Here is a 23,936-nt window from a genome sequence, read left to right on the forward strand (position 1 = left end):
TGGCATCCGACAATGGCACGGGGCAAAAGCAGGGCCGGTGCGGGATGCGCGACCGGCAGATGAGCTCCGCCGGTCGCTGGGATCATAAGGGCGGTTTACTTCGCGTCGAAATAAGCCTGTGCGCCGGGATGCAGATCGATGGGGGCATCGCCTGCCTTCTCCATCGTGATCTTTGCGGCGGCGGGGTGCACCTTGCCCAAGGCTTCGAGGTTGTCGAACAGCCCGGCGGTGATCTTCTCCACCAGCGCGGGGTCGGCATCGGCGGCGGTGAACAGGATCGCGGGATCACCCACGGCGGTCACGTCGCCCTCCTGCCCCTCATAGGTGCCGGCGGCGATCTCGACCATCTCGTAGAACGGGTATTCTTCCAGAAGGCCGGTCACGTTGTCGGCTTCGACCGGGATCAGGGTCACGTCCTCGGTGGTGAACAGTTCGATGAACGCGGCAGCCGGAGTGCCGGCAAGGATGATCGAGCCGTCAAGCTGGCCGTTCTTGATCGCGCCGGTGGCTTCGCCGTAGCTCAAGAAGGACACGTTGCCCATGTTGAATGCGCCCTGCGCGTTGAGCAGACGTTCCGCAAAGACCGAGGAGTTGGACCCCGGAGGGCCGATGGAGATGTCGAGATCGGCAAGATCCGCCACGCTCGCCGCGCCGCTTTCCTGCGTTGCCGCGATTTGCAGCACGGCAGGGTAGAGATAGGCGATGGCGGCCACGTTCTGCGCGTCGCCGTCGAACACGCCTTGGCCGTTCTTGGCCTCATAGAGCGTGGAGGCCGAGGAAAAGCCCATCGTCATTTCGCCGGCAGACACGCGGCGAATGTTTTCGACGGAGGCGCCGGTCACTTCGGCATTGGCGCTGACGCCGTCGACCTGGCGGCTGAGCAGGTCGGCCATGCCCGCCCCTACGGCGTAGAACACGCCCCCGGTGCCGCCGGTGCCGATAGACACGCGGTCCTGTGCGACGGCGGGCAGCGCCATCAGCGCGGTCAGCGCAGTGGCGAGGCTGAGACGTTTCATCATTCCGATATCCTCCCTGATATGTGACGGACGGGTGTTGTCTCCCCGAACCCGATGATGGGGACACTATGCGCCCTCCCGTCACGGCGAACCAATTCAATTGCGATCAGGACAGCGAAGCAATATCCATTTTATGCAATAGCCTCGGTGAAAGAGTTATGGATCAACCTATCCCGAACCTGCGTCATCTGTCGGGTATCCTGACCATTGCCCGGACCGGCACGGTTTCTGACGCCGCGAGCCGCATAAACCTTTCGCAACCCGCATTGACGCAAGGGCTGCAAAAGATCGAAGCGCGGCTGGGCGTGGCGCTGTTCCAGCGCAGCAGTGATGGCATGCACAGCACCGAGGCAGGAGCGCTCTATCTGGGGCGGCTCGACCGGGGGTTTCGGTTTTTGCGCAGTGCCGCGCGCAGCGTTGATCGTCCGCATCTGTGGCGGTTGGTCAGCGTGGGTCAGTTGCGCGCGTTGATCGCCACCGTGGATCACGCCGGGTTTCGTCCGGCAGCGGCGCATCTGGATCGCCGGGTGTCGACCGTCAGCCGTGCCTGCCGGGAAATCGAAAGCCTGGGCCGGGTCGCGTTTTTCGAGACCACCTCGCGCGGGTTGCGTCCGACCCGGCAGGCCGAGGCCTTTGCCCGCCACGCGCAATTGGCGCTGAACGAATTCGTGCAGGCCGAACGCGATGTGATGGGCTGGCAGGGCACGTTCGAGGGGCGGCTGGATATTGGCTGTCTGCCGTTGATGCAGACGATCATCCTGCCGACGGCGCTCAGCCGGTTCGCCGCGGAATATCCCGGTATCGCGCCCCGCATCGCGGATGGACCCTATGCGCCGATGGCGCGCGGGCTGCTGCGCGGCAATCTGGACCTGATCGTGGGGGCGCTGCGCGGGGGCGATCTGCCCGATGGGTTGGTGCAGACGGAGCTTTTCGCGGATCACCTGTGGATCGTCGGGCGACCGGAGCATCCGCTGGCGGGTCGGCAGCGGGTGGCGGAACGGGATTTGGAGGGCTTCCAATGGGTCGCCCCGCGGGAAGGCGCCCCGGCGCGCGCGCATTTCGCCCAGCTTCACGCCCGGCTCGCCACGGGGCCGGAACAGCCACAGCCAATCGAAACCGGCTCCTACGCTGTGGTGAAGGGGCTGCTTGCCGCATCCGACCGGCTGTCGATCCTGTCGGCCAAGCAGGTGAAGCACGATGTCGACGGCGGGCGTCTGGCGCGGATCGACGTGACCCTGCCTGACAGCGGGCGCGCTATCGGCTACACGCATCGCGCCGACTGGCTGCCCAGTGTGCCGCAGGCCCGGTTTCTGGAAATCCTCACGGATGTGGCGCAAAGCTCGTAGACCCTGCTACGCCGCGTCGGCATCTGCGCATGCTTGACCTCGGGCGGTCGCTGAGGGACTGCTTGGATATGACTGATGCACCCATGAAACTGCTGATCGATACCGATCCGGGCGTCGATGATGCGATGGCGATCCTGTTCGCCGCCCGCCATCCGGGGATTGAACTGGTTGGCCTGACCTCGGTCTTTGGGAATGTCACCGTGGCACAGGCCACGCGCAACGCGCTGGCACTGGTCGAGCGCGCGGGGCTGTCCTGTCCAGTGGCCGAGGGCGCGGGCGCGCCCCTCGTTCTGCCGCCCTTTGAGCCCTCGGCGCATGTGCATGGTCCCGAAGGCTTTGGCGCGATGCCCGCGCCCCGCCCGGCCGGCCGGGCCTTGGACGAGGATGCCGCCGATTTCATGATCCGTATGGCGCGCGACCACGCGGGGGAGCTGGTGCTGTGTCCGGTCGGACCGATCACCAATGTCGCCGAAGCGATTCAGCGTGACCCGGAGTTTGCCCGCAACGTGAAGCAGATCGTTTTCATGGGCGGCGCGCTCGACGTGCGGGGCAATGTCACGCCCTACGCGGAGGCCAACACATGGCACGATCCGCACGCGCTCGACCTTGTTCTGGGCTCCGGCGCGGATGTGCTGATGGTCGGGCTCGACGTCACGTTGCAGGTACTGCTGGAGGCCGGTGATTTCGACCGACTCGCCGCGCTTTGCCCCGGCGATGGCGGCTGGCTGCGCGATATGGCCGGGTTCTATCTGGATTTCTACCGCTCCATCGGGCTGACGGGATGCGGGCTGCATGACCCAATGGCGGTGATCGCCTGCCTGCGCCCCGATCTGTTCACGATCGAATACACCCCGCTGGAGGTGGTGTGCGACGGCGACGAGATCGGGCGCACGCGCCGCTCCGCCCGACCGGATCGCGTGGCGGTGGGCGTGTGCACCGATTGCGACGCCGCCGCCGTCGAGGCGCTGTTCTACGCGCCCTTCGACGAGGCCTGACGCGCGACTACCACACGACCGGGTGGACCTCGCCCGTCTGGACCTGCACCAGCCCTTCGGGCGCATGGTCCGATGGCGCGACGAGGTTCCAGCGCCACGGCGAGCAGGTCAGCGTCGCAAAGGCCAGCCGTTCCGGCAGGCCCGGCCCCCAGCGCGGATGGAACGACGGCTCGAACATCCAGTCCACCGCCTCCCCCGCCGCGTGGAGCGCCGCCATGTCCGCCGCAAGCTCTTGCGCCGTGCGGGCCGTCATCAGCCCGGCGATTTCATAGCGGACCCGCGCCACGACCGTGCCGCGATGGACCAGAACCCAGCCGCCCCCCATCTCCGCACAGGTATTCACCGCCAGCGCCATTGCCGCGTCGGAGGAACCGACGCACCAGATGTTATGCTTGTCATGCGCCATCGAGCAGCACAGCGCGGTGTCGTCATCGCGGGGGCCGCATCCCAGCCAGAACATTTTCGACACTGCCGCGCGGCCCGAATACCGATCGGTGATCGAGAATTTGGTGATGTTGCGCGTGGCGTCCCGCTGCACCATTCCGTCCGCAACGGGTAGCTCATAGGTCAGGAAATCGTCGGTCCAGTGGTAGGGCCGCAGCACAGCCGCCTGCATGGTGTCGCGGTCCGGCGCAGCGGGGATGGCGAAATCGGCGGCGGTCAGATCGCGCCCGATATTCACCGTCTGCCGCGCCCAGTCGGGCCAGTCGATGTGCGGCACGTCGAGCAGATATTCCGTGCCGGAGGAGGCCTGTCGCCCATCGGCCCAGACTTCGGCGATCTCGAACCGCTCCACATCCGACAGCAGCACCAGATCGGCAAACCGCCCCGGCGTGACCGAGCCGACCCAAGGCGTCAGCCGCATGTGGCGCGCGGGATTGATTGTGACCATTTGCACGGCGGTTTCCACCGGCAGCCCTGCTTCGACCGCCATGCGGACATTCCGGTCCGTGGCGCCGGTGGCGAGCACCTCCTGCGCCGGGCGATCATCGGTGGTTAACGCAACCTGACTCCAGTCGCGCAAGCCGCGCTCCAACAGGCCCGCGATTATCTCGGCCCCGGTATGGATGCGGATTTCGACGAACAGTCCGGCCTGCAATTTGTCGAACGCTTCTTCGGCGGTCCATGCCTCGTGATCGGACGCGATGCCGGAGGCCGCAAAACCGTTGATATTGGGCAGGTCGCGAATGCCGGCGGCATGGCCTTCGACCACGGCGCGGGCGGCCCATGTCGCCTCGATCATCGACCACAGGCGGTCATGGGCGGGGTTGTCGCGGTCGCGCACGGCGGGCCAGTCCATCACCTCGTCCAGACCGGCGGCCATCAGGCTTTCGCCCAGAAACCGGGTCTGGTCGTCGCCATCCAGATGCGCGCCATGTTCCCATGCGGTGGGCGGCACGGCGGAGCCGGGCAGGGGGAAGATCTTTAGCGGCGATCCAGCAGCCCGCGCCGCCAGCCAGAAATTGAGGGTGCGCGCGGGCACAACGTTGGAAAACTCGTGGCTCGCCTCGCACGTCCATGTATTGCCGCGTGGGATGACCAACGCGGCCTCGTATTCGGGCGTGACATGGCTGCTTTCGATATGTTTGTGCACCTCGCCCAGACCCGGCACGGCGGCCAGCGCGCCGCGATCGACCTCGGCCCGTGCGCGTCCCGCGAAACTGCCGCGCGGTCCGACATGGGCGATGCGCCCGGCAAGGATCGCGACCTCCACATCCTCGCGCCAAAGCCCGGTATTGGTGTCCAGAAGCCGCCCCAGACGCAGCAGCAGATCAGCATCGCGCCGCCCCAGCGCGACATCGATCAGATCGCGGCGAATGGCGGATTCACCGGGCGCGGTGATGGTGCCGGGAAAGGCGGTCGTGCGGGTGGTGTCGGTCATGGCTGCTCCCAGCCCTGCGCGGTGCGGTTCAGGATCGGCGTGCTGAACGCGCCATGCACCGGGATGTCCCCCCATGTCGCCAGCCGCGTGCGCCAGCCATCGCCCTGGAGCATCGCGGCGCCAATCGCGACCGGGGTCACGCCGACCAGCGTCAGCACCCGCAGCACGGCGGCCATCGACGCGCCGGAGGACAGCACATCATCGACCACAGCCACCCGGCGACCCTGCAGCATGGGGCGCATGCGCGGATCGATATACAGCCGCTTGCCGCCAGATGGTGTGGTGATCGAGGACAGCTCTACCGACAGCGCTTCGTCATACCAGAATTTACGGCTGGTCCCGAGCGGCACCATCCGCTCATGCCCCAGCCGCCGGGCGACCCCTTCGGCCAAGGGCAGGCCAAGTGTCGGCACCGCCACGATGATTTCGGGCTCATGCGGGGCGAGCCGGGCGGTGATTTCCGCGCTGAGCGCATCGAGCACCGCGAAACTTGCCTGATTGACGATAAGCGACGCCACCCCGCGCTGCCCGTCCGATAGCGCCCGGATCGGCAGCAGCAGCTGCGCCTCGTCGAGCGGCGCCGCGTAGGTCTCTTGGTCGGCTTGTACGCCGGGGGTCAGGTCCCGGTGCAGCTTTTGCCACACATCTGTTCTCACGCTGGTTTCCTCTTGTGTCTGTCGGTCACGCTTCTAGCCTGCCGCGCGCAGGACATGGGACCGAAATAATGACTGAACCGCTGATGCCCGACACGTTTATGGATGCCGACACGCTGGCCGATTTGACCACGCTGCGCCGCGACTTGCACGCGCATCCCGAACTGGGCTTCGAGGAGCATCGCACCGCCGCCATCGTCGCCGCGCGGCTGAAGGCGGCGGGGCTGGAGGTGACGACCGGGCTTGCTGGCACCGGGGTGGTGGGCACGTTGCGCCGCGGCTCTGGCAACCGCGCCATTGCGCTGCGCGCGGATATGGATGCGCTGGCGATGCCCGAGGAAACGGGTCTGCCCTATAGCTCCACCATGCCGGGGCGGATGCATGCCTGCGGCCATGACGGGCATACCACCATGCTGTTGGGCGCAGCGGAGGCGTTGGTCGAGGATGGCGCGTTTTCGGGCACCGTGCATTTCGTGTTTCAGCCCGCCGAGGAAGGCCGCGGCGGTGGCGCGCGGATGATCGCCGAAGGCTTTCTGGAGCAGTTCCCCGTTGATGCGGCCTATGGGCTGCACAATATGCCGGGGCTGGATCTGGGCGTCGTGGCTGCGGTCGAGGGGCCGCAACTGGCCAGTTCCGACAGTTGGCATGTCACCTTTCGCGGCATCGGCAGCCACGGCGCGAAGCCGCATCAGGGCCGGGACGCAGTGACGGCGGCGGCACAGTTTCTGGGGCAGTTGCATGGCATCGTCGCGCGCGAGGTCGATCCGCTGGAGCCTGCGGTGGTGTCGGCCTGTGCGCTGGAGGCGGGCGATTTCGCCGCGCTGAACGTGATCCCGGAGCAGGTGCGGATCGGCGGCACCGCACGGGCCTATTCGGCGGGCGTCCGCGATCAGCTGGAAGAGGCCATCGGCCGCCACGCGCAGGGTGTCGCGGCAGGCTATGGCATCACGGCGGAGTATCAATTCACCCGGCGCATTCCGCCCGTGGTCAATGATCCCGGCGCGACGGCCACGGCGCAGGCGGCGGTGCGGGCGCGGCTGGGAGAGGCACATCTGCGCACCGCGTTCCCGCCCTCGACCGCCGGGGATGATTTCGCGGAATTCGGCAGCCGCGTTCCGGGCTGCTATGTCTGGCTGGGCATGGGCGCGACCCGCGAAAACGGGCAGCACCACAACACGAACTACGATTTTAACGATGCCTGCATCCCGCATGGCGTGGCCTTCTGGCAGGCCGTGGTGGCGGCTGAGCTGGGTTAGCACGCCGTGCTTGTCCCGGCCTCCGGCGATCCCGCGATGGCAAGCCCGGCCAGCAGTCGGGCGCGCAGCGCAGCCGCGTCGAGCCCCATCGCCACCTGAATCGGATGCGGCCCGTCGATCAGCGCACCGGTGCCCGGCTCCACCTGCAATAAACGGGTTTCCACGCGAAACAGGTCCGGGTGCAGCGCCAGCAGCGGCACGCAGGGATCGTGCAACGGGCGGCTTTCGCGGTCTTCGTTGGCTCCGAAATAGGCGTCGATCAGATCGGCGCAGGTCGTGGCGCGCGGCGTGGCCGCTGCGCGGAGCGCCGCGACATAGGCCGCATCCGCGCGCAGTTGCCGGGTCGCGTCGAGCGGGATCAATGTCAGGTCGAGCCCTGCATGCAGCACGATCGCGGCGGCATCGGGATCTTGGCCCAGATTGAACTCCGCACGCTGACCGGGGCCAAAATTGCCGCGTGTGGCAACGGCCCCGCCCATGACGATCAGGCGCTTGATCCGGCCCGCGACATCGGGCGTGTGCTGCAAAAGCTGCGCGATGTTCGTCAGCGGGGCAAGGCAATGCAACTCGATGGTCTTGGGCGGGGTCTGCATCAGCAGATCGCTCAGCGCCGTTACCGCGCCGTGGCGCGAGGCGCCGAGCCGCGCTTCGGGCAGGAACACGCCGCCCAGCCCGTCGCTGCCGTGGATTGCCACTTCCGGTTCAGCCGCACGGGCCAGCGGCGCGGCAGCGCCGGGGTGCACCGGCACCGTGCGCCCGGCCAAGGCCGCCAGCCGCGCGGCGTTGTCGGTGGTCACCGGCAGGCCGATATTGCCCGCGACGGTGGTCAGCGCCAGAACGTGCAGATCCGGCTGCCGCAGCGCATAGAGCAGCGCAATCGCGTCGTCGATGCCGGGGTCTGTGTCGATGATGACAGGGGTCATAACGGGGCTCCGGCAGGGGCGGCGTCGCGGTCGATTTCCACGATGCGAGCTTTGAACTGGTGGGCGACCTGCAACGCATCGGCCAGCGCACGCTCGGCGTCCAGTGTCGTCAGCGCGCGATCCTGCATCAACCACTGCCCGGCGACCATCGTCGCGCGCACGTCCGTTGCGGTCGCGGCGTAGGTGAGCATCGAATAGATGTCATAGATCGGGTGCAGCCTCGGGTCATCCAGCGCGATGCGGATCAGGTCGGCCTGCTTGCCCGGCTCGAGCGATCCGATGCGATCGGCCATGCCCAGCGTCGCGGCCCCCTCGATCGTGGCCATGCGCAGCACGTCGCGGCAGGGCAGGGCGGCGCGGGAGCCAGCGGCGATCTTCTGGAACATGGTTGCGGGGCCGAACTGCGCGAAAAGGTCAAGCGTATTGCCCGACATTGGCCCGTCGGTCGCGATACCTACCTGCACGCCGCGCGCGCGCAGGGCGGTGATCGGGGCGATGCCGCGCCCCGCTTTGCCGTTGGAGCGCGCGTTATAGGCGACATGCGCGCCGCGTTCGGCGATCAGGTCCATGTCGGCTTCGGTCGGATACATCACATGCGCGGCGATCAGCGCGGGCCCCAGCAGCCCGGCGCGATCCGTCACCTCGACCGTTGTGCATTGATGGGTCCGGGCCGCCCAATCGAGTTCGGGCTTGGTTTCGGCCAGATGCATCTGCACCGGCAGGCCGGGATGGGCGGCGGACCATTCCGCAACGCGGGTCAGCACATCCAACCCGGTGGAATAGGGCGCATGCGGCGCGGCGGAGGCGGTGATGCGCGGATGCCCGGCATAGGTCTCGGCCAGCGCGTCGAGCCGGGCAAAGCCTTCGTCCATGCTGGCATGATCGGGGGCGGCGAAATCGGCCAGTGTCTGTCCGACCACCCCGCGCAGCCCGGCGGCATCCAGCACGGCACCGATGCGGTCTTCGAAATAATACATGTCGGCGACGGTGGTCACACCGCCGCGAATGGTCTCGACGGCAGCAAGCCGGGTGCCGATTTCCACCACCTCCGCCGTGACCAGCGCGCGCTCCAGCGGCAGGATGTAGCGAAACAGCCGGTCGTCGACATCCTCGCCCAGGCCCCGGAACAGGGTCATGGGCAGATGCGCGTGCGGATTGACCATGCCGGGCATGACCAGATCGCCGCCCATGTCCTGTGCGGGGCCAAATCCTGCGCCGTCAGGCGGATCGCCCGCGCCGAGCGCCACGATCCGGTCTTGGTCGAGCGCGATCCAGCCGCGCTCGATCTCTGTCATTTCCGCATCCATCGTCAGGATGCGGGCATTGGTCAGCAGGCTCACGCGGCCTCCTGCGGCAGCAGGCAGCATTGCTCGGCGCGGGGCACCAGCACCGCCGCACCCCCGGCATCGAGCGGGTGGCTCAGTGCGCCATTGGCCTTGAGCACCCCGGCGGGGGTTTCGCAATGATACTGGTAGGCGCGGCCGAGATAGGTGCGCAGGCCCAGCGTCGCGGGGATGCCCGCGCCCTCGGTCGCGACCTCCAGCCCTTCGGGGCGGGTGGCGAGGATGAAGTTCTGCGCAGGCACGGTGAACTGGCTCTTGGGCAGGTCCAGCGTCGCGCCGCCGGTCATCTCGGCACGCACCGCGTCGCCGGCCTCGCTGATCGCGCGCATGGGGATCATGTTCTCAAACCCCACGAAATCCGCGACAAAGGCATTGGCGGGGCGGGAATACAGCACCTCGGGCGTGTCAAGCTGCATGATCCGGCCCGCATTCATGATTGCCACCCGGTCGGAGATGCTGAACGCTTCTTCCTGATCGTGGGTGACGTAAAGTGCGGTGGTGCCGTTGGCCTGTTGCAGGCGGCGGATTTCCACCCGCATGTCGACGCGGAGCTTGGCGTCGAGGTTCGACAGCGGCTCATCGAACATCAGAAGCGGCGGCTCGATCACCAGCGCGCGGGCCAGCGCCACACGCTGTCGCTGACCGCCCGACAGGTTGGCCGGGTGCCGGTCGGCCAGATGGCCCAGACCCACCCGGTCAATGATATCATCGGCGCGGCGACGTTGTTCGGCCCGGGCGACACCGCGCTGCTTCAGCCCGAAGGCCACGTTTTCACGCACCGTTAGATGCGGAAACAGCGCGTAGGTCTGAAACACCAGCCCGATATTGCGCGCATGGGCGGGCAGGCGGGTCAGGTCGCGGTCGCCCAGCCGGATGGTGCCGCCGCTGGGTTCCAGAAACCCGGCGACAAGCCGCAGCGTCGTGGTCTTGCCGCAGCCCGACGAACCCAAGAGTGACACCAGTTCACCCTCCGCCACATGCAGCGACAGATCATCCAGCACCTTGGTGCTGCCATAATGGGCGGAGACGTTTTCAAGCGAGAGAGATACGGTCATTTTGTCAGGAAAGTCAGTCCGAGGGTCCGTTCCACAATCGCCATGACGGCGACGGTCACACCCATCAGCAGCACCGACACCGACGCAATGGTCGGATCGAAGAACTGCTCCATATGGGCGAGCAACTGGATCGGAAGGGTGGAGACGCCGGGCCCGGTCAGGAAGATCGACACCGAAACGTCATTGAGCGAGGTGATGAAGGCAAGGATGAAGCCTGCGATGATACCGGCGCGGACATTGGGCAGCACCACGGTGAAGAACGCCTTCCACCGCGGACAACCCAGCGACACCGCCGCCTCCTCGACCGAGAAGTCGAACGAGTTGAGCGAGGCGCCGACGACGCGCACGCAATAGGGCAGCACCAGCAGGGCATGGCCGACCAGCAGCGCCGCGATGATCGGCAGGCCAAGCCCGGTCGCCAGAGACTTCATCAGCGAAAAGCCCAGCACGATTTCGGGGATCAGGATCGGCAGCACATAGATATTGCCCAGAAAACGCGGCAGTTCGATCCGGTAGCGTGCCAGCGCATAAGCCGCCGGGATGCCGATCAGCATCGACAGCGCGGTGCCGCCCACCGCCAGCAGGAAGCTGATGACCATCGTGCGCTTGAAGGCTGAGATCTCGAACACGTTCTCATACCAGCGCAGGCTCAGCCCCTGCGGCGGGAAGGTGAGGTAAGACGTGTCCGACAGCGATGCGCCAAGGATGATGACCAGCGGCCCGATCAAGAACAGGAACACCAGCACGGCAAAGGCGATGAGAAGCGGATGTGTGCGTTGTTTCATGTGGATCACCCCGCGACCGGATTGAGACGGCGCGCGACCTTGGACATCACGATCACCGTGGTCAGCGTCACCACCACCATGACGGCGGCGATGGTCGACGCGCCGACCCAGTCGAATGTCACCATCGCGCGCTGATAAAGGAACGTGCCCATCATCATCTGCCGCTCACCGCCTAGCAATTGCGGCGTGGCGTAGCTGGTGAAGGAGCCGGTGAAGACCAGAACCGATCCGACGATCAGCCCCGGCACGGCCATCGGCAACACCACCTGCCGGAATGCAGCAGCAGGTTTCGCGCCAAGGCTTGCGGCGGCATCGGTTAGGTCTTGGGGGATGCCTTCCAGCACGCCGACCAGCGTCAGGATCATCAGCGGCACGAACAGGTAGATCATCGCGATGATGACCGACCCTTGCGTATACAGCATGCTCAGCGGCTCGGAGATGGCGCCGATCCACAGCAGAAAATTGTTCAGGATGCCGTTTTTGCCAAGGATCACGAGCCACGCAAAGGACCGCACGACCACACCGGTCAGCAGCGGAAACACGGCGGCGATGATCAGCAGGCTTTTGATGCGGCCGGGCGCGCGGGCCACGACCCAAGCGGTGGCAAAGCCCACGATTAGCGACACGGTGGTGGTGATCAGCGCCACTTCCATCGTGCGCCACAGGACGGTCATGCGGAAGCGCGACTCAAAGAAGGTCGCGTATTGCGCCAGCGGGCCTGCCGGATCGCCAAACGTGGTGGCTAGCGTCGCAAGGACGGGAAGCCCCAGAAACAGCAGCACCAGCAGCAAGGCAGGGGCGGAAAGGGCCCAAGCGCGAAGACGGGGAGGCATGTTTGGCCTGCTCCTCTTGTATCAATGCGTCATGCCCGGACGGGCGGCGGCGTCGATTGCCGGATCAGGCAGGGCGCGGCGCGGGCGGGGCAGACGGGTCGTATCAAACGGTCGTGCAGGGACGATCAACGTGGCGGGAGTGTCGGGGGCCACCGCGGATGCACGGGGCAGAAACGGGAACGCGGCGCCTCTCGGCCCCGCGCCCCCTCATGTCACGATCGTCCCGGCAGGTCGATCACATGCCGAAGATCTCGTTCCAGCGGTCGATCCAGTCGGTGCGGGCGGCGTTCATCGCGGCGTAATCCATGGTGATGAGCGAGTCGATCGCCTCCTGACCATAGGTCCAAAGCGCGGCTTGCTCCGGCTCCAGTTCGACATTCATGTTGATCGGGGCGTCGACGCCCTGTTCGGCTTCAAGCTGCTGCACTTCGGTCGACAGCAGGTAGTCGATGAACTCATAGGCCAGATCGACATTTTCCGCGCCGGTCGGGATGTTGACGGTGTTCAGCACCGCGATGTCGCCATCTTCCAATTCGGCCCAAGTCACGGTGGGCACGGCTTCCTGCAGCGAGCGCAGGGTGAAGTCTTGGGTCATCGTGACCGAAACTTCGCCGGTGGAGAACAGGTTCACCATTTCCGAGCCGGTGTTGTAGTTCTTGACCACGTTGGGCTCGATTTCGGCAATCGCGTCAAAGGTCGCGTCGGCGTCCTCATAGGCGTCCACCCCGGCGTGGTTGCCGGCCTGCACCACGAACATCGGACCTGCGGTGGTGGTGATGTTGGGCAGCGACACCATACCTTCCAGATCGGCGCGCCACAGATCATCCCAGCTGGTGATCGGCTCGACCTTGTCGGCGTCATAGACGATGCCGATGCGGCCCACGGTGTAGGCGGGGCCATAGCCGCCCTGCGGATCACGGGCGATTTCGTAGATGTCGTCGATGTTTTCCAGCTTCGAGCGATCAAATTCCTGGAACACGCCGTTTTCGATGCCAACTTGGCTGTATGCGTCGGTGAGGAAGATCACGTCCACGCCTTTGCCACCGCGTGCGGTCAGCTTGCCCAGACGATCGGCGTTGTTGCCGGTCTCGAACACGACGTCACAGCCGCATTTTTCCTTGAACGGGGCGATGAGGTTGGCGTCGAGCTTATCGCCATTATAGCCCCACCAGGAAATGGTGAGCGTTTCGGCATGCGCGGTGACGGCGGAAGCTGCCAGCGCGATTACGGAAGCGGTGAGTGTCGTGTTCATGTCGCAGACCTGTCGCAAGGGGTGAGTCGGATCTCGAAGCGCCCGACATTTGCCTGCGTTTCAGTAAACCCGCAGACCGGGTGCGCAAGTCAAGGGCGCCGGTAACCGGCGCATCAATTTGCATATGTGTGCTAACGGTTACTTTTTGGGCAATTTTCGCGGGCGCGGCGACCGCGGATAGCAAAAACGCACCTACCAGCGCAGTTGCATTCGGCCCAGAAGCGCCCCCAGCCCCGCGACCGCGCCGATGGCGAGGCTATACCACACGGCATAGAACAGCGGCGAATCCTCGGTGCAGAACAGCGAGTAGATCGTCGCGGCGAAGGCCCCGGCAGCCAGCCCCGCCAAGGCGCCACACCGGGTCGGATGAACGGGCGCGCCCCGGCGCAGCGCGATCAGCAGCCCCGCCAGCATCGGCACCGACAGCGCGACGATAGCGCGCCCGCAGATGTCGATGGAGGAGCCGATGAACAGATCGAAGCGAAGCCCGGGACGGGTCACGATATAGGCGCCCACGGCCAGCGCGGCGGCCAGTGCGGGCGGCAACCACAGGGCATATCGCGCGCGGCTTGGCGCGGCGCCGGGATGGGCCTGCCGCAGACAGCAGATCAGCGCCGGGATCGCGAGCGCCAACGGCAGCAGCGTCTTGGCCGCCGTCACCGGGTGGCTCAGGGCGTTAGGCAGGGCGGGCCGAAAGCCGAGAAACAGCGCGAAAATCAGCGCCGTGGCGACCGCGCCCAGCGCCAACCACCGCAATGCTTGCACCTCGACCGTAGGAACGGGCGTGGCGGGCAGGTCCGCGGTCAGACTGTCGATCAGATCATCGGTCTTCATCGTTTGGTTCTCCGTGCCCCGGATCGTGCCGGGACGTTGTCTTGCGCCGGGCGGGAGCCCGAAGCTGACCGCGCAACGTCTCGGTCCGTTTCGGTCCGCCCTTCCGGCCGCGCGCCGTTCGCCCCGTCTGGGCGTGGTCCCGCCACCGTTCGTTTCAGCCGGGCCATGGCGCGGTGAAACGCCACCCGCACCGCGCCTTCGGTCATGTCGAGCCGCGCGCCCGTCGCCCGGGCCGAGGCGCCTTCGACACCGATGGCCCGCAGGATCGTGGCCGACCGCGGGTCAAGTTCCGCGATGAGCCGGTCCAGATCCCGCGCCGCCGTGGCATCCCCTTGGCCCGGATCGGGCAGCACATCCGCCAGATCCTCCACCGGGGTGGCGGCATGGGGGGGCTGACGGCGCCACGCATCCACGCATTTGTAGCGCACGATGGCGAAAAGCCACGGGGCCACCGGGTCCGTGTCGCGCCATGTCGCGCGTTTGCGATGCACCGCCAGCAGAATGGTCTGCACGATGTCCTCGGTTTCATGGGGCAGCGCACGCGCGCGCCGTTCCACGATCCCGCGGATGACAGGGGTGATGTCGCGCAAAAACAGCCCGTATGCCACCTGATCGCCTTGGTTGGCGCGGCTCAGCAGATCCGCCCAGCGGCTATCGCGGTCGTCACTCATTGCCCGTCCCTTCGTGGCAGATGGGGCGGACGTTACACCGCTTCACGGGAAACACCGCACCGATCACCTGAACGTGAGCACTGTAACGGATCGCGCTGGCGCTGCGAAGGGACTGCCACGGACGCCAGTGACGGCGCCGCCACCCGAGAGGAGACTACCCCATGTCCACGACCAGAACCGCCCTTGTCCTTGCTTCGTCCATCGCCGGTGCCCTTGGCATGGCGCAAGCCGCAAGCGCACAGGACGCGATGAAATCCGATGCCGAGATGGAAAAATGCTACGGCGTGTCGCTGGCGGGCGAAAATGACTGCGCCGCCGGTCCCGGCACCACCTGCGCCGGCACCTCGACGATGGATTACCAGGGCAATGCCTGGACCTTCGTGCCCGCAGGCACCTGCGCCGAGATTGAGCTGCCCGAAGATCGCATGGGGTCGCTCGAAGCGCTGGAGCGCGACATCCCCGCGTAATGCTTCCCATGCCGGGGGTGTGCAAACGCCCTTGGCTGGTCCGGGCCATTTGGGTCCGGGCCGCGCGTCCTTTCTCCCCCCGGAGAGGGCGCAGGGCGCGTCATGGTCGGATCTTTATCGTTCCCTACCGATCATGGCGTGTCCGCTTTCTGCGAATGACGCGCGTGCCCGCCTGAAAGGAAACCCCATGCCTTTGCCAAATCATGTCGGTCTTGGCTTCAAATCCGAGCATTTCCCTAACATCGCCGCTGAGCGGCCCGATCTGGGTTTCTTTGAGGTGCATGCCGAAAATTACATGGGCGACGGCGGTCCGCCACACCGGATGCTGGAAGCCCTGCGCCGGGATTACGCGCTGTCAATTCACGGGGTTGGGCTGTCGATCGGGGGGGCGGGGCGTCTCGATGCCGATCACCTCGCCCGTCTGCGCCGGGTTTGCGACCGCTACCAGCCGGACTCGTTTTCCGAGCATCTGGCATGGTCGAGCCACGGTGCCGCCTATCTCAACGATTTGCTGCCGCTGCCCTATACCGAGGAGACGCTAACCACCGTCTGCGCCCATATCGACGAGGTGCAGGAGGCGCTGGGCCGTCCCATGCTGCTGGAGAACCCCCGCCACCTATGTCGGGTTCGACGCCACCACGATGGAAGAGACGACCTTCCTGCGCGAAATCACGCGCCGCACCGGCTGTGGCCTGCTGTTGGATGTGAACAACGTCTTTGTGTCCGCCACCAATCACCGCCGCGACGCGCGCGCCTATCTTGCCGATTTCCCGGTCGAGGCGGTGGGCGAAATTCATCTTAGCGGCCACGACACCGAAGAATTACCCTCCGGGCCGTTGCTGATCGACGCGCATGGCAGCCCGGTCGCCGATCCGGTCTGGACGCTCTATGACGAACTGATCGCGCGGATCGGCCCCTGTGCCACGCTGATCGAGTGGGACAATGACGTGCCCGAGTTTCCGGTGCTGATGGCAGAGGCCCGCGCCGCGCTGGGTGTGCTGGAGGGCGCGCGCCATGCCCTCGCATCCTGACATGCAGGACGCCTTTCGCCGGGCAGTGGCGGGCGGGGCACTGCCGCCGGGTCTGACGGCACCGGGGGATGTGGAACGCCGCTTTGCCGTCTATCGCAACAACGTCTTTCATTCGCTGACCCAAGCGCTCCGCACCCGGTTTCCAGTCGTCGAGCAACTGGTCGGCGCGGAGTATTTCGGCGCGTTGGCGCGTAACTTCGTTACCGATCATCCCCCCGATGACCCGGTGCTGGCACGATATGGGGCGCGTTTGCCCGATTACCTCGCTGTGCAGGCGGAACTCGGAAAGCTGGGCTATCTGGCGGATGTGGCGCGGCTGGAATTGGCGCGCGGCGCGGCCTATCACGCCGCCGATGCCGAGCCTGTCGATCCCGCATGTCTGGCCGACGCCGCCGCGCAATCGCCCGAGACGCTGCGCCTGATCCTGCATCCCAGCTTGCGTTGCCTTGTGTCCCGCTGGCCCGTGCTGTCGCTGTGGCGGGCGCACCAGCCCGGCGGTGACATCAAGTCCGTTCCCGCCACGGCAGAGGCCGTGTTGATCTGCCGCCCGCAGGACCGGGTCGACCTGCACGCCGTGTCCCCCCATGCCGCAGCGCTGATCGCAGACCTTGCCGCAGGCGAAACGCTGGGAGCCGTGGCCGAACGCGCCGCCGTAGAGGGACGCGACGACGATCTGACCACGGCGCTGGGCATAATTTTACAGCATCGCCTGCTTGTCGGGCTGAGCCGTGTGACCGTTTCCGCACCCCATCCGCAAGGAGAGCCCTCATGACCACCGCCACCACACCGCACCGTCCCGCTGCCCGCACGGCCTCCTCCCACGCAGATGCAGCGCCCGCGCGCAGCGACCCCGTGCGCGGGGCCGTGCGCCGGGGCAATGCCGCTTTGGGCCGGATGATCCCCGTCGATGTGCCGCTGTTCATGCTGCGGGTGTTTCCGGCGGCGGTGTTCTGGCTGTCGGCCCGGACCAAGGTCGACGGGTTTGCCATTGCCGACAGCACCTATTTCCTGTTCCAGCATGAATACGCGCTGCCCGTCATCCCGTCGGCGCTGGCGGCGGTGCTGGCCACGGTGGCGGAGCATTTGTTCGCGGTGCTGCTGATCGCCGGTCTGTTCACCCGGCTCGCGGCGCTGTCGCTGCTGGTGATGACGCTGGTCATTCAGGTCTTTGTCTATCCCGGTGCATGGGTCACGCATGGCCTGTGGGCTGCCTGCTTCGTCACCGTGATAGCCTGCGGTCCGGGGCGACTGTCGCTGGACCGTTTGCTGCGGCTGGAGCGCTGAAACCTTCCAGCGCTGGACGTTGCCGCATCGGACCCCCGCGCCTAGATCGTGGTGAGACAGACAAAGGAAACACGATGATGATGCATGAGCAGATGGGCGGCGGCATGATGGCCGCGATGGCAATATTCTGGGTTCTCGGGCTGATCGTCTTGGGTCTGGTGATCGCAGCGCTGGTCAAATATCTGCGCAACTGAGCACGCGAAGTCCGGCGGTGCACGCCCTCCGGTAATGCGCTGATAACGCTGCACGCGCACAGGGTGTTTGTCGTTTTCGCGCAACGTCCGGGCGTCGTTCCGCCGAGACGCGCGGGACCGGTTTGCCACGACGCCGCGCTGCGCGCATTTTACCTTTCGTCGGGGGGCGGAAAAACGGAGTGCACATGTCACAGCAGTCAGGAGCGGACGGGCTTCGTATCGCGGGAAAGCGGTTCGACGTAACGACCGGTAAGCTCGCCAAGCCGGGCGGCGAGGGCACACGCCTGTCGCCCGAGGCCGCCGCGGTGCTGGAACTGATGGCCGATGATCCCGAAAACACCGTCCCGCTGGATCGCGTCGCCGCGCGGATCGGACGGGATGCGGGGCTGGACGATGTGGAAAGCGTCGTGTCCGAGATTCGCCGCGCTCTGGGTCCGCAGGGCCATGCGGCGCTGCGCACGGTGGGTGAAAAGGGCTATGCGCTTTACCCCGACCCCACGGCCACTGGCGCCCCCGACCGGACCTTCAAGATGGTCGTCCATTCCATCGCGATCCTGAGCTTCGTCGTGGTGTCGGGCGTGGGCTATTGCCAGTTGCAGGCCGATAGCGGCGCGCGCGCACAGGTCACGCCGGTCACGACACCGTCACATTGAGGGCGTCGCGGGTGTTGGTCTAGACGAGGCTCAAAACCCAACCGCCCGCCGCCGCCAAGGCCAGAACCGCCGCCACCGGCAGCCGCGTGGCGCGCAGACATACCGCCGCCCCCGAGGCCAGCACCAGCACCCGCCAATCGAGGGTCGAAAGTTTCGGCACCCAGAGCGTCAGCGCCCCAGTGCCGATCAGCCGCACCTCCCCAAACAAGACATGCAGCCCGAACCATACCGACAGGTTGGCAATAACGCCCACCACGGCGGCGGTGATGGCGGTCAGCGCGCCATTGAGACGCGGCTGCGCGGCGATCCATTCGATATAGGGCGCGCCCGCAAAGATCAGGGCGAAACAGGGCACGAACGTTGCCCAGAGCGTCAGCAGCGCGCCCGCGATCCCGCCCGTCAGCCCGCCCGCGCCGCCCAGACCGGCAAGGAAGCCCACGAATTCGGTGACAAGGATCAGCGGGCCGGGCGTCGTTTCCGCCAGCCCCAGCCCATCGAGCATCTGACCCGCGCTGAGCCAGCTGAAATCGGTGACCACCTCCTGTGCCATATAGGCCAGCACGGCATAGGCCCCGCCAAAGGTCACCACGGCCAGCTTGGAAAAAAACAGGGTGATGTCGGTCAGGATCGGCGCGGAGGGCAGCAGCGCCAGCGCCCCCAGCGGCGCGAGCCATAGCGCACCCCCAAGCCCCAGCACGGCGACGGTGTGACCGGTGCGCACCGGGATAGATGGGCGGGTGTCCAGGCTGGCGGAGCCGGTCGCGGCGCCTGGTGCCGTTAGTGCGCCCCAAAGCGCGGCGGCAAGGATCACCAACGGGAACGGCAGGTCAAAAAAGAACAGCGCGACAAAGGCGCAGACCGCCAAGATCAGATGCGCGCGATATCGAAAGGCCCGGCGCGCCAGCTTGACCAACGCTTCGATCACGATGATCAGCACCGCCGCCTTGATCCCCAGAAACAGCGCCTCGACCACGGGCAGATTGCCCAACGCGGCGTAGATCCAGCTCAGCGCGAGGATGATCAGCGCCCCCGGGGCCACGAACAGCCCGCCCGCGATCAGCCCGCCAGCCACCCCGCGCAGCCGCCAGCCAGCATAGGTGGCAAGCTGCATCGCCTCCGGGCCGGGCAACAACATACAAAATGACAGCGCGTCGAGAAACCGTTTCTCGCTCAGCCAGCGAGTGTCTTCCACCAGCACACGGTGCATCAACGCGATCTGTGCCGCGGGACCGCCGAAAGACAGGATGCCGATCTGGAAAAAACGCTGTGTCAGCGCCGCAAGCGACGGGGTCGCGGGCGGCTCGGCAAGGGGCGAAGGGTCAGGGTCCGTCACGCGGGGCGCACTTCCGTATTGGTGACCGGAACGGGCCGGACCGATTGCGCGCGACCGAACCAAAGCGACGGGCGGCTGTCAACCTGAGCTGGGTGCGGACAATCGCGCAAAGGGCGGCCCAGACGCGGGCGGGGCGTGGCCCGAACCCCGCCGCGGATCGGACCCAAGGCAGCCCATATGAAAAAGGCGGCCTAAAAAGCCGCCTGTTTCGCATGGGGATCGGTGCCGGGCTCAGCCGCCGGGCTTCGATTTTTCCAGCGCGTCGAGACGGGCTTTCAGCGCCTCGTTTTCTTCGCGGGCTTTCTGGGCCATGCCGCGCACCGCTTCAAATTCGTCACGGGTGACGAAATCGCGGTCGGCCAGCCAGCGGTCAACCCAGCCCTTCATGGCGGTTTCGGCTTCGTCCTTGGCGCCCTGTGCCACGCCCATCGCGTTGGTCATCAGCTGCGACATGTCGTCGAAAAACTTGTTCCGGCTTTGCATCGGAGGCTCCTGCATCGGTTTCTTCCAATATGGGGCAGGCACCGCCCGGCCTCAAGGCCGCCGCGGCGGGAATGCCGGGCTGCGTTCACCGCGACGTTCACACAAACGAGCGTTGACTTCGACGCACCGATGCCGGCACATCCGGCCCCATGCAGGCAATGATCACCTTCCCCGAAATCAACCCCGAGATCTTCTCGCTGGCGCTTGGCGGCTTTGAATTCGCGCTGCGCTGGTATGCGCTGGCTTATATCGCGGGGATTCTCGCAGGGTGGTGGATTGCCGTCGTGCTGAACCGCAATCCGGCGCTGTGGCATCGCGGGGTTGCGCCCATGACCCGGTCGCAGGTCGATGATCTGGTGACATGGGTGATCCTTGGCATCGTGCTGGGCGGGCGGCTGGGCTTCGTGCTGTTCTACCGGCCCGGCTACTATCTGGAAAATCCCGGCGCGATCCTGCAGCTGTGGCAGGGCGGCATGTCCTTCCATGGCGGGCTTTTGGGCGTCGTGATTAGCGTCGGCATCTTCTCGATCCGGCAATCGCTGCCGAAACTGTCGATGACCGATGTGCTGGCCTTGTGCGTGCCGCCGGGGCTGTTCTTTGGCCGGTTGGCAAATTTCATCAATGGCGAGTTGTGGGGCCGCCCCACCGATGTCCCGTGGGGCATGAAGTTCCCGACCCTGTGCACCAGTCCCATCGCGCAGGGCTGCGAAGTGCCGGGCGCTTGGTTCTACTACGGCAACGAACTGACGCGGCATCCCTCGCAATTGTATGAAGCCGTGCTGGAAGGGCTCGTGCTGGGCGGTGTGTTGCTGTGGCTTGCCTATCGGCGCGGCGCGCTGAAACAGCCGGGGCTGATCGCGGGCGTGTTTTTTGCGGGCTATGGCGCGGCGCGGTTTGTTGTCGAACATTTCCGCCAAGCCGATGCGCAATTCATGTCGCCCGATAACCCGCTGGGCTTTGTTATCGGGTCGGGGCAGGTCGGGATCACGATGGGGCAGCTTCTGTCGCTGCCGATGATCGCGCTTGGGCTTGTGCTCATCTGGGTTTCGCGCCGTCAGCGCGACCGGCGGGAGGTGACCGAGGGCTCCCGCGCGTGAGCGCCGAGGTTCCCCTCCGCACCCCGCCGCTGGCCCGGCTCATCGCGGAGCGCATCGCGCTGACCGGGCCGATGCCGCTGTCGGACTATATGGCGGAATGCCTGCTGCATCCCGAACATGGCTACTACAGCCGGGGCGAGGCGTTTGGCGTCGCCGGGGATTTCACTACGGCACCGGAAATCAGCCAGATGTTCGGGGAATTGATCGGGCTGGCGCTGGCGCAGGCGTGGCTGGACCAAGGCCGCCCCTCGCCCTTCGTGTTGGCCGAGCTTGGCCCCGGTCGCGGCACGCTCATGGCCGACCTGCTGCGCGCCACGCGGGCGATGCCCGGCTTTCACGCCGCGGCGCGGATCGTGCTGGTCGAAGCAAGCCCGGCATTGCGCGAGACGCAGGCGCGGGCGCTGACCGGCTATCCGGTGGAATGGGCCGACAGCGTCGCCGATCTTCCCGATCTGCCGCTGTTCTTGATCGCCAACGAATTTTTCGACGCGCTGCCGATCCGCCAGTTTCACCGCGCGCCCGAAGGCTGGGCCGAGGTGATGGTGCAGCGCGCGGAAACCGGGCTGTGCTTTGGCCTGTCTGCCGCTGCGCCGCGCGCGCCGTTGATGCACCGGCTTGCCGATACCGCGCCGGGGGACATCGTCGAACATTGCCCGGCACTTGCCCCCGCCACCACCGACCTTGCCTCACGCATTGCGGCACGGGGCGGCGTGGCGCTGATTTTCGACTACGGCGACGCGGTTTCGCGGGGGGACACGTTGCAGGCACTGCGCGACCATGCCCCCGTGCATCCGCTTGCCCATCCCGGCGAGGACGATCTGACCGCCCATGTGGATTTCGCCGAAATCGCCCGTGCCGCCCATGCAGCTGGCGCGACGGCGAGCGCCATGATGGGGCAGGGCGCATGGCTAGAGCGTTTGGGCATTACCGCGCGCGCCAAGGCGCTGGCCAAGCGGATGGACACCGACGAGGCGCTTCGCTCCCATATCGCCGCACATCGTCGCTTGACCCACCCGGCGGAAATGGGTTCGCTCTTCAAGACGATCGCAATCACCCCGAACGGTGCTCCTCAGGCCCCAGGATACGATCCCGCATGATGCTCGAAATCATTACCCACCAAGCGCTGTCCCCCGCGTTGCATGGCTTCTTCACCCGCAAGGGAGGGGCGTCTTCGGGCGTGTTTGCCGGGCTGAATTGCGGGATGGGCAGTTCGGATCAGGAATCGGCGGTCATCGTCAATCGCGAGCGCGTGGCGTCTGCCATGTATGCACTGCCCGAAGATATGCAGGCCGTGACGCAGGTGCATTCGGCGGATGTTGTCGCGGTCGAGGTGGCAACCGAGGATCGCCCCCGCGCCGACGCGCTGGTCACCGCGACCCCCGGCGTGGTGCTGACGGTGTTGACTGCCGATTGCCAGCCGGTGCTGTTTGCCGATCTCGAAGGCGGCGTCGTCGGTGCGGCCCATGCCGGATGGCGCGGCACGCTTGACGGCGTGCTCGAAGCGACGGTCGAAGCGATGATCGATCTTGGCGCGGATCGGGAGCGGATCACCGCCATTGTCGGACCGTCGATTTCGCAGGCCGCCTATGAGGTGGGTCCAGATTTCATGGACACCTTCATGATGGCCGACCCGGACGCGCAGCGCTTCTTTGCGCAGGGAAAGGGGGATCGGGTGCAGTTCGATCTGCCGGGCTACGGCGTGCATCGGTTGCGCGAAACTGGGATCGGCTACGCGGAATGGACCCGGCATTGCACCTATGCCGATCCGGATCGGTTCTATTCCTTCCGCCGTGCGACCCATCGCGGCGAGGCCGATTACGGCCGTCTGCTGTCCGCGATCAAGCTCTGACCTCGGCGGTCGCGGACGCGACCCGGCTCGGCCATATCTTCGCCAAGTTCTAGGGCCATGGTTAACCACGGCCGCGTCAACGCCGAAGGTCCGCCCCGTGGGGCTGGCCCCGGCGATGCGACACCAACACATACAGATCCGACCCGGCGGAACGGCTGCCGACTGGCGCGGAGAGCAGATAAGAAGGGCAATGCAATGCTGGAACGCCGCTGGATGGCATGGATCCGCGACGAGGCTGCCACGCTGGTGACCCCACCGGCATGGCAGCGAGGTCGCGTACGCGCGGTCATGATCGTGCGACGTGAAAATAATGTGGAACCGAAGCGCGTTTCGGATCGTTACGACCAAGATCCCGCAGCGCGTCACAGCGCGTAAGGGAGTTTTCCCCGTTCGGTGCGACGCCTGAACCACGTCGCACCAACCCTCGTGGCCCCGTCATGCCCCTCGCATGGCGGGGTTTCCCTTTTCGGGCGTCGGGAACGGCGGGGCAGGGGCATCTCAGGTCTCAGGCCAGATTTTCGCCACAGTGATCCAAGCGAATCGCAAAGCCCTCCGCGCACGCCGCGCGCGTAATTAGGGTGCCGCAGCGAAACAAAAGCGCCCGCATCGACGGATTGGTCGGGAAATGGCGGGTTTGGGGCGCCGATTTAAATAAGGTTTTGACAAATCTGGCAAGTTTGGGGCAATCATGGGGGCAGGAT

The 23,936-nt window shown here is 66.2% G+C and carries 23 protein-coding genes and 2 pseudogenes; 12 read left to right on the forward strand and 13 right to left on the reverse strand.

Annotated features, from left to right (window positions below):
* Positions 1-95 precede the first annotated feature (95 nt).
* Positions 96-1,019: a TAXI family TRAP transporter solute-binding subunit gene (locus CBW24_RS02340; protein WP_097372554.1), complete on the reverse strand. Its 924-nt coding sequence runs from the start codon at positions 1,017-1,019 to the stop codon at positions 96-98.
* 155 nt (positions 1,020-1,174) lie between these two features.
* Between CBW24_RS02340 and CBW24_RS02345 the strand changes: the two genes are divergently transcribed.
* Both CBW24_RS02345 and CBW24_RS02350 read left to right on the forward strand, forming a co-directional pair.
* A complete protein-coding gene (locus tag CBW24_RS02345) occupies positions 1,175-2,362 on the forward strand; it encodes a LysR family transcriptional regulator (protein ID WP_198405218.1) in 1,188 nt (395 codons plus the stop codon).
* Between the two features lie 68 nt (positions 2,363-2,430).
* Positions 2,431-3,357, forward strand: coding sequence for a nucleoside hydrolase (locus tag CBW24_RS02350; protein WP_232530022.1), 927 nt, complete (start codon positions 2,431-2,433; stop codon positions 3,355-3,357).
* A gap of 7 nt (positions 3,358-3,364) precedes the next feature.
* Here CBW24_RS02350 and CBW24_RS02355 read toward each other — a convergent pair whose 3' ends face one another.
* Both CBW24_RS02355 and CBW24_RS02360 read right to left on the reverse strand, forming a co-directional pair.
* Positions 3,365-5,239: an adenine deaminase C-terminal domain-containing protein gene (locus CBW24_RS02355; protein WP_097372557.1), complete on the reverse strand. Its 1,875-nt coding sequence runs from the start codon at positions 5,237-5,239 to the stop codon at positions 3,365-3,367.
* Positions 5,236-5,898: pseudogene (locus tag CBW24_RS02360) on the reverse strand (phosphoribosyltransferase); the annotation flags it as partial. The gene CBW24_RS02355 and the pseudogene CBW24_RS02360, both read right to left, overlap by 4 nt.
* Positions 5,899-5,978: 80 nt before the next feature.
* On the opposite strand from CBW24_RS02360, the gene CBW24_RS02365 reads away from it, so the two are divergent.
* Positions 5,979-7,148, forward strand: a complete 1,170-nt coding sequence (locus tag CBW24_RS02365) for a M20 aminoacylase family protein (RefSeq protein WP_097374096.1) — start codon at positions 5,979-5,981, stop codon at positions 7,146-7,148.
* Here the strand turns inward: CBW24_RS02365 and CBW24_RS02370 are convergent.
* The 8 genes from CBW24_RS02370 to CBW24_RS02405 form a co-directional block, all read right to left on the reverse strand.
* Complete coding sequence (locus tag CBW24_RS02370) at positions 7,145-8,071, reverse strand: nucleoside hydrolase (protein ID WP_097372559.1); 927 nt, start codon at positions 8,069-8,071, stop codon at positions 7,145-7,147. The genes CBW24_RS02365 and CBW24_RS02370 overlap by 4 nt on opposite strands.
* Entirely contained in the window at positions 8,068-9,411 is a 1,344-nt protein-coding gene (locus CBW24_RS02375) for an amidohydrolase family protein (protein WP_232530024.1), read from the reverse strand. Before CBW24_RS02375 ends, CBW24_RS02370 begins: the two co-directional genes overlap by 4 nt.
* On the reverse strand, positions 9,408-10,469 hold the full coding sequence (locus CBW24_RS02380; RefSeq protein ID WP_097372561.1) for an ABC transporter ATP-binding protein: 1,062 nt from the start codon (positions 10,467-10,469) through the stop codon (positions 9,408-9,410). Before CBW24_RS02380 ends, CBW24_RS02375 begins: the two co-directional genes overlap by 4 nt.
* On the reverse strand, positions 10,466-11,254 hold the full coding sequence (locus CBW24_RS02385) for an ABC transporter permease (RefSeq protein ID WP_088662447.1): 789 nt from the start codon (positions 11,252-11,254) through the stop codon (positions 10,466-10,468). Before CBW24_RS02385 ends, CBW24_RS02380 begins: the two co-directional genes overlap by 4 nt.
* A 5-nt stretch (positions 11,255-11,259) precedes the next feature.
* Positions 11,260-12,087 (reverse strand): ABC transporter permease, encoded by an 828-nt coding sequence (locus CBW24_RS02390; protein WP_088662446.1) that lies wholly within the window; start codon positions 12,085-12,087, stop codon positions 11,260-11,262.
* A gap of 235 nt (positions 12,088-12,322) precedes the next feature.
* Positions 12,323-13,339, reverse strand: a complete 1,017-nt coding sequence (locus tag CBW24_RS02395) for an ABC transporter substrate-binding protein (RefSeq protein ID WP_097372562.1) — start codon at positions 13,337-13,339, stop codon at positions 12,323-12,325.
* Positions 13,340-13,531: 192 nt separating this feature from the next.
* The gene (locus CBW24_RS02400; RefSeq protein ID WP_097372563.1) at positions 13,532-14,173 is read right to left on the reverse strand and encodes an NrsF family protein; all 642 of its coding nucleotides are present in this window, start codon (positions 14,171-14,173) and stop codon (positions 13,532-13,534) included.
* Positions 14,170-14,844, reverse strand: coding sequence for a sigma-70 family RNA polymerase sigma factor (locus CBW24_RS02405; RefSeq protein ID WP_097372564.1), 675 nt, complete (start codon positions 14,842-14,844; stop codon positions 14,170-14,172). Before CBW24_RS02405 ends, CBW24_RS02400 begins: the two co-directional genes overlap by 4 nt.
* Positions 14,845-15,005: 161 nt before the next feature.
* On the opposite strand from CBW24_RS02405, the gene CBW24_RS02410 reads away from it, so the two are divergent.
* The 5 genes and pseudogenes from CBW24_RS02410 (at position 15,006) to CBW24_RS02430 (ending at position 18,473) form a co-directional block, all read left to right on the forward strand.
* The gene (locus CBW24_RS02410) at positions 15,006-15,311 is read left to right on the forward strand and encodes a BufA1 family periplasmic bufferin-type metallophore (RefSeq protein WP_088662442.1); all 306 of its coding nucleotides are present in this window, start codon (positions 15,006-15,008) and stop codon (positions 15,309-15,311) included.
* A gap of 187 nt (positions 15,312-15,498) precedes the next feature.
* A pseudogene (gene bufB / locus CBW24_RS02415) lies at positions 15,499-16,342 on the forward strand (MNIO family bufferin maturase).
* Positions 16,326-17,114, forward strand: coding sequence for an HvfC/BufC N-terminal domain-containing protein (locus CBW24_RS02420; RefSeq protein ID WP_097372565.1), 789 nt, complete (start codon positions 16,326-16,328; stop codon positions 17,112-17,114). Before bufB ends, CBW24_RS02420 begins: the two are co-directional and overlap by 17 nt.
* A complete protein-coding gene (locus CBW24_RS02425) occupies positions 17,111-17,626 on the forward strand; it encodes a DoxX family protein (protein ID WP_232530026.1) in 516 nt (171 codons plus the stop codon). The genes CBW24_RS02420 and CBW24_RS02425 overlap by 4 nt, the downstream gene beginning before the upstream one ends.
* Before the next feature lie 379 nt (positions 17,627-18,005).
* Complete coding sequence (locus tag CBW24_RS02430) at positions 18,006-18,473, forward strand: winged helix-turn-helix domain-containing protein (RefSeq protein ID WP_097372566.1); 468 nt, start codon at positions 18,006-18,008, stop codon at positions 18,471-18,473.
* Between the two features lie 19 nt (positions 18,474-18,492).
* Here CBW24_RS02430 and chrA read toward each other — a convergent pair whose 3' ends face one another.
* Together chrA and CBW24_RS02440 are read right to left on the reverse strand one after the other, a co-directional pair.
* Positions 18,493-19,806 (reverse strand): chromate efflux transporter, encoded by a 1,314-nt coding sequence (chrA, locus tag CBW24_RS02435; protein WP_097372567.1) that lies wholly within the window; start codon positions 19,804-19,806, stop codon positions 18,493-18,495.
* A 231-nt stretch (positions 19,807-20,037) separates the two neighbouring features.
* The gene (locus tag CBW24_RS02440; RefSeq protein ID WP_088662437.1) at positions 20,038-20,289 is read right to left on the reverse strand and encodes an accessory factor UbiK family protein; all 252 of its coding nucleotides are present in this window, start codon (positions 20,287-20,289) and stop codon (positions 20,038-20,040) included.
* Positions 20,290-20,438: 149 nt separating this feature from the next.
* Here CBW24_RS02440 and lgt point away from each other — a divergent pair, with 149 nt between their 5' ends.
* The 4 genes from lgt to CBW24_RS02460 all read left to right on the forward strand — a co-directional run bounded on the left by lgt (position 20,439) and on the right by CBW24_RS02460 (position 23,610).
* Positions 20,439-21,386: a prolipoprotein diacylglyceryl transferase gene (lgt, locus tag CBW24_RS02445; protein WP_088662436.1), complete on the forward strand. Its 948-nt coding sequence runs from the start codon at positions 20,439-20,441 to the stop codon at positions 21,384-21,386.
* Positions 21,387-21,457: 71 nt separating this feature from the next.
* Positions 21,458-22,483, forward strand: coding sequence for a class I SAM-dependent methyltransferase (locus CBW24_RS02450; protein ID WP_097374098.1), 1,026 nt, complete (start codon positions 21,458-21,460; stop codon positions 22,481-22,483).
* Entirely contained in the window at positions 22,480-23,235 is a 756-nt protein-coding gene (pgeF, locus tag CBW24_RS02455; RefSeq protein WP_097372568.1) for a peptidoglycan editing factor PgeF, read from the forward strand. The genes CBW24_RS02450 and pgeF overlap by 4 nt, the downstream gene beginning before the upstream one ends.
* A 195-nt stretch (positions 23,236-23,430) precedes the next feature.
* Positions 23,431-23,610, forward strand: a complete 180-nt coding sequence (locus tag CBW24_RS02460) for a hypothetical protein (RefSeq protein WP_088662434.1) — start codon at positions 23,431-23,433, stop codon at positions 23,608-23,610.
* Positions 23,611-23,936 lie beyond the last annotated feature (326 nt).

The organism is Pacificitalea manganoxidans (assembly GCF_002504165.1).
Lineage (GTDB): Bacteria > Pseudomonadota > Alphaproteobacteria > Rhodobacterales > Rhodobacteraceae > Pacificitalea > Pacificitalea manganoxidans.